General features: G+C 59.8%; 10 protein-coding genes. All 10 read right to left on the minus strand.

What is annotated here, in order from left to right; translation table 11 throughout:
* Positions 1-483 precede the first annotated feature (483 nt).
* A complete protein-coding gene (locus tag VSX60_RS14410) occupies positions 484-2,418 on the minus strand; it encodes a hypothetical protein (protein ID WP_327624919.1) in 1,935 nt (644 codons plus the stop codon).
* Positions 2,419-2,448: 30 nt separating this feature from the next.
* Positions 2,449-3,351 (minus strand): ABC transporter permease, encoded by a 903-nt coding sequence (locus VSX60_RS14415; RefSeq protein WP_327624920.1) that lies wholly within the window; start codon positions 3,349-3,351, stop codon positions 2,449-2,451.
* 112 nt (positions 3,352-3,463) lie between these two features.
* Positions 3,464-5,362, minus strand: a complete 1,899-nt coding sequence (locus tag VSX60_RS14420; RefSeq protein ID WP_327624922.1) for a sugar ABC transporter ATP-binding protein — start codon at positions 5,360-5,362, stop codon at positions 3,464-3,466.
* An 89-nt stretch (positions 5,363-5,451) separates the two neighbouring features.
* Positions 5,452-6,438, minus strand: coding sequence for a substrate-binding domain-containing protein (locus VSX60_RS14425; RefSeq protein WP_327624923.1), 987 nt, complete (start codon positions 6,436-6,438; stop codon positions 5,452-5,454).
* Positions 6,439-6,487: 49 nt separating this feature from the next.
* Positions 6,488-7,285 carry a FadR/GntR family transcriptional regulator gene (locus tag VSX60_RS14430; RefSeq protein ID WP_327624924.1) on the minus strand — a complete coding sequence of 266 codons (798 nt, stop codon included), beginning with the start codon at positions 7,283-7,285 and terminating at the stop codon, positions 6,488-6,490.
* 130 nt (positions 7,286-7,415) lie between these two features.
* A complete protein-coding gene (locus VSX60_RS14435) occupies positions 7,416-7,940 on the minus strand; it encodes a DUF4760 domain-containing protein (protein WP_327624925.1) in 525 nt (174 codons plus the stop codon).
* Positions 7,941-8,092: 152 nt separating this feature from the next.
* Positions 8,093-8,968, minus strand: a complete 876-nt coding sequence (locus tag VSX60_RS14440) for an IS1 family transposase (RefSeq protein WP_327624926.1) — start codon at positions 8,966-8,968, stop codon at positions 8,093-8,095.
* A gap of 44 nt (positions 8,969-9,012) precedes the next feature.
* Positions 9,013-10,086 carry an XRE family transcriptional regulator gene (locus tag VSX60_RS14445; protein WP_327624927.1) on the minus strand — a complete coding sequence of 358 codons (1,074 nt, stop codon included), beginning with the start codon at positions 10,084-10,086 and terminating at the stop codon, positions 9,013-9,015.
* Positions 10,087-10,091: 5 nt separating this feature from the next.
* Positions 10,092-10,736 (minus strand): hypothetical protein, encoded by a 645-nt coding sequence (locus VSX60_RS14450; RefSeq protein ID WP_327624928.1) that lies wholly within the window; start codon positions 10,734-10,736, stop codon positions 10,092-10,094.
* A gap of 61 nt (positions 10,737-10,797) precedes the next feature.
* Positions 10,798-11,034, minus strand: a complete 237-nt coding sequence (locus tag VSX60_RS14455) for an RNA-binding protein (RefSeq protein WP_327624930.1) — start codon at positions 11,032-11,034, stop codon at positions 10,798-10,800.
* Positions 11,035-11,492: the final 458 nt, after the last annotated feature.

Consider the following 11,492-nt stretch of genomic DNA (forward strand, 5'->3'; position numbering starts at 1 on the left):
TTCCGCCTGGGTCTCTTGCTCATCGTCTCTCCTGATCTCGGCCATCCTGGCCGCCTTCAGGCAGACAATCCACTCAGCACGCTGTCCAATTTTCCCGAGCCACCTCTGAGTGCGGTCTGACGAAGGTCGCGTTCGAGCCTGAGCAGAGATTGGCGAGATGCAGCAGGCCGGAGTGGAGGCTCAAGTTTGAATATCCACCTGCACCGGCCGGCCTCGGCGATAAGCCGTCAGCTACACTACGCTACGGGACACGACCTCGGCACGGGGCTTTAGTGGGTCAGTTTGAAATCTGCACCCTGCTTTTTTATGAACCGTGCTTTTCCGGTTTATGAACCGTGCTTTTCCGAGCGCAGTTGCACGATCCGGTCCCTGGCCACACGATCGAACATGAGTACGAACGCTTGGTTTGGGCAGCATTCAATTGAGCCAATCCGAGTGCGGCATTGCCACGGGTCCGCCCGCCGGGGGCGAATGCGGCATGCGTCAGGCCGTCACGACCCGCGCGACAGCGAAGGCGCCAAGCCTCAGTTCCCGGCCCGAGGCCGGTCTCAATTCCGCCAGACATCCCGGTGATCCGGCCGCCTCCACAAACCGATCGGCATCCAGAAGCGCCACTTCAGCCATATCCGTCGGCAGTGCGACGATCTGTTCCTGTGCGGTCAGGTTCGCCAGGAGCATGTTTGTCCGACCGTCGACGATGGCGGCGACGGCTTCGACAGCCGTCGGTTCGGATGAGGTGACCGCTCGCATGGGCCAGGCGGACATGTCCGCCAGCGCACGCTGAACGTGAAACGCGGGAAACACGCCGCCGGATTCTTCGAAAAACGGTTGTGGCCAAGGCTGCTTCGCCGCAACGACGCCATGGGGGCCGGTCGTGCCACCGAACGCAACGGCGCTTGCGCCGCCCCTCGCAAACCGGGCGAAATAGCCGACGATGAAGGCTGCCCCCAACAGGCCGCGCTGGCGCGGGTCGGCCTCGTTCATCGCCCGGCGGATGTTCCGGGGGTTCTCCATGGGCGCTGCGCCATAGGGATTCATGCGCATACCGATGGCGCTTGGCCCAACGCTCACCGGTCTGTCGCCAGCGATCGCGCGCGCGCTCGCGACAACGAACGGCAGCGCCTCGAGGCTTTCCATCAGGGTCCGATCGTCGCCCGCATGGACGATGGCCGACGTCGTGAAGCCGACGAGATCGATATCCGTCAGCGGCGGACGCTTGCGATTGAGTTCGGTGAAGAAGGAGAACATGCCGCCGCCGATCCGGGCATTCGGAAACGCCTTGCGAGCAGCCTTGAACAACGCGTCGGCAGGCGGTGCCGGCGGCCACGGACTGCCAGGCAACGTGCCCTTCAGATCGGCGGCCGGCGAGAGCCGCACGACCTGGAAAGGCGAGCCGATCGCCGCCACCGCCCGGCCGAGCGCGGCGACTTCGTCGGCAAAGTCGTCAATTTCGGCGATCACTGTTTCCAGCCAGGGCTCCGCCCCCAGCGCCTTAGCGATGTCAGCAGCCGCCTTCAGGTCCGCCGCGTCACCGGTTCGCGGGTCGTGATGGTAGACGAGGTAGTTGGGTGAAAGCCCCGTCAGCTTGTCCAGTGCCTCACGCGTGGCGGCGATCTCCGCACGCTGGAGGCCCACTCCGACCTTCGGCAGCGTCGCGCCGCCTTCCCCGAAGACGATCGACACGTTCTTGTCGCCGCTGGCGGCGGCACTCCCGACGTCACCCTCGACGGTCAGCGTCACCGACTGTTCCAGGCGATCGCCCGGCGCCAATCTGTAGGGCCAGGGCCGGGCGAGCGGGCGCACATAGGTCTTGTAGGAAGCGTCCGTCCAGTTGCGCTGGTCCTCCATCTCAAAGGTGTCACCTTCCATGCGGCAGGTGACTTTAAGGCCGGACACCGGCTCGTGGGTCAGCGTCCGCAAATCCATCATCGACTGCAATGGGTCGATGATCTCGGGAAAGCGGCCCTCTTCGATCGTGCCGTCGACATGTTCGATGGTCACCGGCCGGCCGGCGACACCGTCGAGCGGATGCAGGACGACGAAGCCGGTCCGGTTGGTCAGGAAGTCGGACGCGGCCTCGCCTTCCCCTGAGAACGTCAGCGAGCGCGGCGTGCCGACGATGCGTGCCCGGTAGCGGAAGGTCTGGTCCGCATCGCCCACGCTCGCCGCGTATGTCACTTCGAAGCGATCGCCCGACACCTCGACCGCGAGATTCTCGATCGTGGCGTTATAGGTCCCCCAGTTGCGGTCGCGCACGATGAAGGAGATGGCTCGGATGATCTCGATTCCGGCAAAGCGGATATGACGCAGATTGCCGGCGTCGAGCTCCGCCGATAGTTCGCCCGCCTTCAGGATACGAGGCTCGGCAACGATCTCCTCGGTGCCGAAGAGGCGCACGCTGCGGCTGGGTTGCGTCATTGTTTCTCCCCTTCCCTTTCTTTGTCCGCATCAACGGTCCGCACGACTGCTCACCAGACGCTCGGCCAGTAGCGCGAGAATGATGATCGAGCCGATGGCCGATCCCTGCCAGAACGGCGAGACGCCGAGCAGGTTGAGGCCATTGCGGATCATTACCATGATGACCACGCCGATCAGCGTGCCGATGATCGAGCCACGGCCGCCGTAGAGGCTAGCACCACCGATGACGACCGCCGCGATGGCGTCGAGTTCCATGAGATTGCCGGCGAGCGGGTCGGCCGACAGCAGCTGGGCGATCGAGAACGTGATCGCCACGGCCGCGAAGGCGCCCGAGATCACGTAGGGAAGCACGGAATAGAACAGGACGCTGAGGCCGGCCGCTCTAGCGGCTTCGCGGTTCGAGCCGATCGCGTAGATCGTGCGCCCGCCCTTCGTGTAGGTCAGATACAGCCAGGCAAGAAGATACATCGCGGCCAGAAAAACCACGTTGGCCGGCACTCCCAGGATCGACGTGTAGACGATCGAAGAGAGATCGGAAGGAATGCCGGAGATCGCCGTCTGGCCGGACAGGATATACGCAAGGCTCCGGCCAATCGCCATGATGCCGAGAGTGACGACGAAGGCGGCGAGGCCGAAATAGGCGATAAGCAGACCGGATATGAGGCCAATGCCAGCCCCCGAAGCCACGGCCATGAGCATCGCGACCGGGATCGGATAGTCCTTGAGTGCCAGACCCAGCACAATGCCCGTCAAGCCAGCGACCGATCCGACGGAAAGGTCTATGCCGCCCGTCAGGATCACGAATGTCATGCCGATCGATACCAGGCCAATCACGACCGATTGGTCGAGAATATTGAAAATATTTGTCTGGGTGAGAAAGTAGGGCGACGCGAGCGACAAGCCGCCGGCAATCAGGAGGGCAAGCCCGAGCATGCGAAGCTCCAGTCGCTTGAATATCCGGGACGCGATCGCTCCCACGCCAATGGCGCGACGATCCGTTTTCGCCCTCATCGCCCGATCCGGGAGCGCCGCAGTTTTGACCTGCTCAGTCATTGAGACTTCCGATCCGTTGTCTGATGTCTTCGGTCGAATGGCCATCGGCCGATCCACCCACCGTGAGCCCGACCCAACCGAGATCGTGCCCCCGATGGCTTCGGATCGGCACTGTGAGCGTGGAACGCCGACCGTCGGCCTCGGTTACGAACCCTTGCCCTCGCATCTCGAGCCCCCTGGGAATGGCGCTCTGTGTGAGGCGTAGTGCCTCGCCCGATGAAAAGCCCGGCGATGCGTCGTCGTTCGCGACCACGGAATTGAGGCAGATTAGGCTATCGTCATCAATCAGGGCCCAGAAGCCGACACCGCCATGATCGGACGCGATCTCGTCCAGCAACGCCGTGTTGCGCCGCATGGAGGTGCGTGGAGCGGCGAGAAGGGTCAGCTTCTCCTCGTCGAGCATGGTGCTCGGCACGTCGGCGATGGAGTAACCGTCGCTGATCACGACGATCCGCGTCGAGACCCCAAGGAGTTCCTCGAAATCGGAGGATATGACCACAACGCCAACCCCCTCGGACGCGATCCGCTGCAACAACGCGTAGATGGCCTGGCGTGTGCCGATATCGACGCCCTTCGTCGGCTCGTCGAGGATCAGCACCTTCGGTTCCAGAAGCAGCCAGCGTGCGATGATGATCTTCTGCTGCATCCCTCCGGAGAAGTTGAGCATGCTGGCATCAAGCAAGCGGTGGGCCGGCAGGTCGAGCAGTCGCAGGAGCTCGTCGATCTTGTCCTGGCGCTTGGCATAGCCCAGCCCAAATCCGCGATGTGCGCCGAGATGGGCCAGAAGCAGGTTTTCACGGACCGATAGGTCCGGCACGATGTTCTGAACCCGGCGATCCTCCGGCACAAACCCTATTCCGGCGCGCACCGCCTGCGCCGGGCGGCGGAAATTCACCTTATTGCCCGCCAGCCACATCTCGCCGCCTGTACGCGCCCTCAGGCCGAAAATCGCCTCTGCCGCCTCCGAGCGGCCGGCGCCGACGAGGCCACCGAGACCGAGAATCTCACCCTTTCGCACGGCAAAGGAAACGCCGCGCACGACCGGCGGCGCGGCAATATTCTTCACCTCGAAGACAACCGATGCCGCCTCGGCGTCCGGCGAGGGGATCCGCTCCGCGTAAATGGCTCCAAGCTCGCGACCGACCATCAGGCGGATGATATCTGCCTGGCTGAGCGACGTGGTCTCGCGGCCGGAAGCCACCGTCGCGCCCTCTCGCATCACGGTGACGCGGTCCGTGACGGCGAGAACTTCCTCGAGCCGATGCGAAACGAAGATCAGCGAGCGGCCGCTCTCCTTCAGCCGCGCCATGACGTCGAAAAGACGTTCGACCTCCCCTGCGCTCAAGGAGGCGGTCGGCTCGTCGAAGATGATCAATTCCGCATCGAGCGCCAAGGCTTTGCCGATCTCGACAAGCTGGCGTTGCGCGGTCGAAAGCCGGCGAACTTCGGTGTCGAGCGGCAACGAGCCGCCTTGGCCGAGATCGTCCAGGATGGCAGCCGCCCGTTTCCGCATGCCGGCATGGGACAAGAAGCCGGCGGTGCCTAGTTCGGGCAGAAAGATGTTCTCCAGGACCGTTAGGTCCGCGGCGAGCGTCGTCTCCTGCATGACGATCGCGATCCCGGCGGTCAGGGCATCACGGGTCGAGCGGAGCGACAGCTGCCGGCCCTTGTAGGAAACGCGCCCGGCTTCCGGACGCACATGGCCCGAAATCACCTTCGACAGCGTCGACTTGCCGGCCCCGTTCGCGCCGAGCAGCGCGTGGATCTCGCCATAGCGCAGTTCGAACGAAGCTCCCGCGAGCGCACGGGTGCGGCCGAAGGCCTTCTCGATACCGGAGACCTCGAGAAGCGTCGCAGTAGCGGGGACGCTGGCGGTGGTTGGAAGAGTCATCGATTCATGGTCCCGCCGAGAACAGCTGGCCAGCGAGGGAGGACGATCTTTCCGCCCTCCCCCGATCGGCCATGAAACGCGCTATGCGATCATTCCATCTCGTTGGCGAACACGGTTTCCTTCACTGTCGGCAAGACCTCGTCGATGTTCTTCGAGGTCACGACGAGGATCGGCACGGTGATCTCCTTCTCGGGCGTGCCGCCATCCAGATGCTCAAACAGCGCTTCCGCGGACTTCTGGCCCATGAGGTAAGGCTGCTGCATGCCCGATGCGACGATATCGCCGGACTTCAGCAGGTCGACGAAATCGGGAATGCCGTCGAAAGCCGCGACGAGCACCTCGCCCTGCCGGCGGGCCGCCTTGATGGCACGTAAGGCGCCGATCGCCGGCTGATCCGTTTGAACGAAGAGCCCTCGCATCTCGGGATTGGCGGTTTGCATGTCCTGAACAAATCGGAAGGTCTCGTCGGCGGTGTAGGACTGCATCTGCTGGAGACCGGCTTCCTCGCCTGTGACGCCCCCCTCCTTCAGTCCATCCTTGAACCCTTTCGTGCGAGCCTGGCCATTCTTGCGGGCCTGCGAGATGGCGACGATTCCGACTGAATCGCCTTCCCAACCCTTTTCCTTCATCGCCTCGGCGAGCGCTTCCCCGACGCCCTTCGCGCCCTCGTAATTATCCGAGATGATGAAGGAAACGTATTCGCCTTCGTTCGTGCCGATGTCGGCGATCACGACGGGGATATTCTTGGATGCGGCCAGTTGCAGAACGCTCGGCGCGGTCGAGGAATCGGTCGGCGAGATCACGATGCCGGCGACGTCGCGGGCGATCGCGTCCTGAGCATTCTGGAGCTGGGTCTGCGCATTGTTGCGCGAGTCCAGCGCCTGGAACCCGTAGCCTTTCTCCTTGGCGACGGACTCCACTCCCTTCGATAGATAGCGCCAGAACGGCAGGTCGAGTCCCGGCGTCAAATAGACGATCTCCTTCGATTGCGCCGCTGCCGGCAGCGTCGAAGACAGGCCGGTCGTGGCAAGCAAGCCAAAGGCCGCGAGCGCCTTAATAAAATTCCGCTTCAGCATGATGTTCCTCCCTATCGACTCCACCTTTGCCGGGAGCCATCGGCTTTCGTCATCTCCTCCGCGACGAATTTTCCACGTCGGCAGAACCGGCGCGAGTACGTATCGTGCCGACAAGACCGGCAAGACTGTTCGCCGTCGTGCGATAGATTCGATCGAGGTGCACCTCGAAGGCGCTCACTACTGCGTCCCGATCCCGCGCGTGGAGCGCGGCGACGATCGCCTGATGGTCGGCGTAGCTCCGCAATATCGCGCCCTCTTCGGCGACAGCCTTGCGGCGATGCTCCATCATGTAACCGTAGAGATTGCCGACGAAATCGGCCAGAACCGGGTTCCCACAGCAGCGGTAGATCGCCAGATGAAACTCCCGATCGATGATCAGAAACCTGACCGGGTCATCCGCCGCTTTGCGCTGCGCTTTCAGAGATTCATCCAAAAACGACAGGGTTGTATCGTCGACACGCTCCGAAGCACTGGCGACGACGTGACGCTCGACGATCCAGCGCGAAGCGTGAATGTCCTCGACATTGTAGCTGTTGATCAGCTTCGCTTCCCGAAGGCCGACGAAATCGGTCCCGACATCGTCGGAAATGACCTTTGTCCGGGAGCCATGGACGACCGCCAACAATCCCTTTGTCGCCAGAATCTGGATCCCGCTCCGAACGGTTTCCCGGCTTACCTGCAACGCCGCGGCGAGATCGCGTTCGCTCGGAAGATCATCGCCGACCTTGAGGATGCCAGAGGCGATCAACGCTGCAATCTTGGCGGCGACGACGTCTCTCACGCTTTGGCGGACAATCGCCTCGCGCAGCTCGGGAGCATTTTCGAGAAGGAAGTCCGTCAGAGACATAATCGATCACACGACTGATTGTCTGGTCCGGTCACCAAACCAGTCTTCGACTGTCGCCTTTCACTGACATCCTGTCAAGGAATCGCGCTGATAGGTAGTGTCTCAGTTTGAAATTGGATGCGGTAATGGGTCAGTCACGTTCCGCATCTAGCTTCCCGTAGAACGGACGACCGCGAACCCGCTCGATGGCTCGGGTGAACTTATTCGGTGGCTTTTTGTGCCAGCGCCGATGAACCCACTCTAGATGCTCGTAAATCGTCATCCGTTTCCTCCCATCGCGGAGGTGCCATATGTAAGCTTCGCAACAGGTATAAAGGGAAATATACGTCCCACGCTCGCTGTCCTTTACGAGTTTTTCGTCGAAATCCCCGTTGCGGAGACCGGCGGAAACAAATTCGTAATGGTTCAAAATATCGCGGAAATTGGCACGGAGATCCTCATCTGCCCCATTCATAATGTCGGGTGGGCATGTGCCCGCTTTCAGGTGCGGCGCGATTTTCGCGCGCGCGTCAAGGAAACGTGCATTGAAATTAGTCTGCAGAATCACATTAATTGTATGTTGCTTTTTCGCTAGCGTGCGCGCACGCCGCGCCGCATAAAGCCAGCCTGTCGTCGCAAGAGCGGCACCGATGAGAATTGCGTATTCAGGTGTCATTAATTTTTTTTCAATGGCAATGATTTACGTGTTTGCATATGTGTAGGCGTGAACCTACGGTGATCATCAGACCGATGGAGGTCAATATGACAAGAGAAAACGATCCAGGTTTCTGATTTGCAAAACCCCGCCAATCGGCGGGGTTTTCGCTTTTAGTCCTTCTTCTTATAAGACCCGCGCCGTTCCGGCTTCGGAGCAACCGCGTCCATCGCTTCGGCAAAATCCGTCATCGACCACAGGGTATCGGAAATTCCAGCGGCCATCGCTGGCGACATTTTCAGCGTCTTGTGAATGCAGATGAAATTATACCAGACGGTGTAGAGCGAGACCATGTGCATGTGGTTCTCGAACTTTTTCGAGAAGGCGTTCGTCAGCCGCGTGAACCGGCGCATTTGCATCCGCATGGTGAGGTTCTGGCGTTCCACATAGGACGTGCTGACGTGGGCAATGTCGGGATCGCCTTCGATCCGGTCCTTGCGCGCTCCGATGCACTCGGCAGGGCTGTAGCGGCGTTGAGGGCCTTCCGGCGCCTTGCCGTACAGCTTCACCAGCATCGCGTAATCAACGTCGGCTCCGAATGCCCCTTCAACCGCCTCAAGGTACGCCCGATGGCCGTCCGTGGTGAGCTGGACGCGATTGGCGAGACGGTCGCGAAGATCGTCCATGAACGCCATTGCATATTCGCTGTCGCGACCGCCGACGAGATAGGACACGATCAGCTTGCTATCCGCGTCCAGCGCCGTCCACGTCCAAGTGTCGCCAGCCTCTTCCGGGGCCGACTTCGCCGTGCGGACGTTCTTCGCCTTGGCATAGGTGAAGGACCAAATCTCGTCGCACTGAATACGTGAGGCGGTGACACCCCGGACCTTTTCGTCATGGAAGGTCGCGGCGAATTTGCCCGCGTCCACAAGCAGCTTAGACACTGTGTTGATGGACACGTCGCAGACGCGAGAGATCGAACGCATGGACGATCCCTCGCACAGCATGTTGAGGATTTGGACTCGGGTTTTGAGGGGCAACTTGTTCATGCCCCTAATATGTGAACTTATATGCTTAGTGTCAAGCATATTGTTCATTTCACCGCGCGAAGTGGCGGGTTGACTCTTGCTGATTCTGGCGCGCTTTCCTTAGTCGCAATTCCGAATAACAAGCTGTTCAGTTCGCGCTCTGGAATATGCAACTTGCTTGCCAATCGAGCTAAGGGGATGCCGCGCTTCCACAAGTCAGTCAGCACTTTCTCCCAAATCTGCGAAGACTCCCGCTCCATTGGATTTGGTTCTTTGTCTCGCCCGTTTTTTGCTAGTGAGATGCAATAGCTACGGTAATGCCAATCCGTAATTCTCCCCATTTTGTGAAGCGTATAAGCCAGCGCTGCGGCGGAGACCCCCCAACGCCGCTTCTTATGTATGATGTCATGAAGAGACCTGACCCTCGGGATTTCTGCGAGTAGATCCTCTTTTGGCATGAGAAACGCGGATGCAAACGTGTCGGCTTCTGACTCTGCACTTGCGTGTGACGACCCCGTGTGACGATGCAGCAATAGGTGCCCCAACTCGTGAGCTGCATCAAACCTACTGCGTTCTGCCGTCTTCAACGTGTTGAGAAATATATATGGCTTATCGTTTCGCCAAAGTGAGTATGCGTCCAGATGACGAGTTCCCTCGGTCAGCGAAAAAACCCGAATCCCGTGTTGCTCCAAGAGGTTCAGAAAGTTCCCTATTGGGCGCAGCCCAATTCCCCAATCAGCGCGTAGACTTAGGGCAGCCTTCGCAGGCGAAACACTTTTGACTTCCGTTGTCAGATTGCTGCGGGGCACAGAGTATTCGCTCGTGATGAAATCATCCAACACAAATGCCAGCGCTCCCGCTGCCATTGCCGAATTACGCGAAGATGCTGTTAGTGACCGAAGCGATCTAAAGCTCACACCGTTTGGGTTTGGATATTCCAGCGATGTCTTGTCTTCAAAAAATTCTTCAGGATAGCCTGAAAATGCGAGCAATTTGTCGACGCTGGCAGTCGGCAAATCGTAATCGCCTTTCTCAAAGCGTTGAAGGGTTTTTCTATCTACCCCGAGTTCGTTTGCGAATCCAATTTTTGTCAGTCCATGCCGAAGCCGGACCAACTCCAATCTCTCTGGATTTAACATAGCGATTACGTGGTTTTACGAGTGATTGGAATATCGACAGTTTCCGTTGGCTCGCCACGGTTACTTTCGCCGGTTCGTTCTGACCAGTCTTCCGCACCTGTCAGCAAAACGATTCGTTTGCTGAACGATGTGTACTGGCTCTTCTCAAACCCTATCGGAAACGACAGTTCCGCACGCAAGGGCTCGCCGTCCTCTGAATAGATTCCGAGAACAAGCGTTGTGACCTCGCGATCATCCTGGAAAGCGGGCGCCACCAATCCGGGCAGCCATCCGGTTCCATTGCACCTAACTTTCGTGCCGGATGCAGCCCCCTTGCTGGTGCGATTAGTCGGCGTCTTCAACAGATTGCCCGCGTTCTCATCGAAATTGCACGGGATCACACGAAGTGAAAGAGCGGGGTTCATAATCCCAGGTTGGTTGTCGGTTTCATCGTAAACCCAATCTTCGCCGCAGAATTGCTCCCGTAAGCCACGAGCTGCCTTTGCGTTGACCGTTACCAGTTTGAAGCCTTTTGGATCGTTGCCCGTGCAAAGCGCCCGCTCGCTATCGGCGTATCTGACGACCTCAGCCAGCTTATCAAAATCAAGATGCAAGGCATCCAGTTCTGTCTTACGAGCCTCTTCAGCAACTATCAGGATTTCTTCGGCCATGATTCGTTTGTCCCATTTTCGCTCATCATATGATGCGGGAAAATGGGACAAAGATCAAGCCCTACTTGCTCCACCGTTTTGCCGCCGCCTTCCGCGCAATCTCCACCCGCCGCTCCGGCGTCATATTTTTCGCCCGAGCTGCGCCGCCCTTGCGGCCCATTTCCTGCGCGGCCTTATCCTTGCCGTCGTCGGTAGTGTCATAGTTTTCATTTTCCTCGCCAGTCGCGATCTGCATCACGCGAACAGCGTTGCCAATCACGTCGGCGGGGCGCTTTTCGCCTTTAGGTCCGGTCGGCATTAGTCATCCTTCAGTGCGCCGGCACATGAGGCGCACCCTTTCTGGTCAAAGGGAATCGGAGCCCCGCAATAACCGCAAACGCGGCCCTGCCGCTCTGCGGCAGCAATGCGCCTCTCTTCCTCGACAAGCCGACGTTCTTTTTCCTGTCCCATCGCGACCTCCTAACTGAATGCTTTACGGTAAGCATATAGGAGACGGGCGGCCGGCGCGATAAGGGGCGGCTCAAATTTCAGATTTCAAACTGAGACACTACCCGCTGATACCTCGGACGGTGCTGCTCGGTTACCGGAGGCTCGCCGATGTGCTTCCTTCCATCCCTACTGACACCAGGCCGTTCGTCATCGGGGGCGTCCCCCATGTCCACGGGCACTGGGAAGGCCGCCTGCCTGCCGGATTTCGACCGTTTTCCGTCCGGGATCCGCCGCTTGCCGGCACCCTGAACGGTCAGAAGACTAGCC

It is taken from the genome of Aurantimonas sp. A3-2-R12 (genome assembly GCF_036016755.1).
Classification (GTDB): Bacteria; Pseudomonadota; Alphaproteobacteria; order Rhizobiales; family Rhizobiaceae; genus Aurantimonas; species Aurantimonas coralicida_A.

Bases quoted from the DNA above. Each gene is read 5' to 3' on its own strand.
- VSX60_RS14445 (WP_327624927.1), bottom strand. From the start codon at position 10,086: ATGTTAAATCCAGAGAGATTGGAGTTGGTCCGGCTTCGGCATGGACTG.
- VSX60_RS14425 (WP_327624923.1), bottom strand. From the start codon at position 6,438: ATGCTGAAGCGGAATTTTATTAAGGCGCTCGCGGCCTTTGGCTTGCTT.
- VSX60_RS14440 (WP_327624926.1), bottom strand. From the start codon at position 8,968: ATGAACAAGTTGCCCCTCAAAACCCGAGTCCAAATCCTCAACATGCTG.
- VSX60_RS14435 (WP_327624925.1), bottom strand. From the start codon at position 7,940: ATGACACCTGAATACGCAATTCTCATCGGTGCCGCTCTTGCGACGACA.
- VSX60_RS14455 (WP_327624930.1), bottom strand. From the start codon at position 11,034: ATGCCGACCGGACCTAAAGGCGAAAAGCGCCCCGCCGACGTGATTGGC.
- VSX60_RS14420 (WP_327624922.1), bottom strand. From the start codon at position 5,362: ATGACTCTTCCAACCACCGCCAGCGTCCCCGCTACTGCGACGCTTCTC.
- VSX60_RS14430 (WP_327624924.1), bottom strand. From the start codon at position 7,285: ATGTCTCTGACGGACTTCCTTCTCGAAAATGCTCCCGAGCTGCGCGAG.
- VSX60_RS14450 (WP_327624928.1), bottom strand. From the start codon at position 10,736: ATGGCCGAAGAAATCCTGATAGTTGCTGAAGAGGCTCGTAAGACAGAA.
- VSX60_RS14415 (WP_327624920.1), bottom strand. From the start codon at position 3,351: ATGCTCGGGCTTGCCCTCCTGATTGCCGGCGGCTTGTCGCTCGCGTCG.
- VSX60_RS14410 (WP_327624919.1), bottom strand. From the start codon at position 2,418: ATGACGCAACCCAGCCGCAGCGTGCGCCTCTTCGGCACCGAGGAGATC.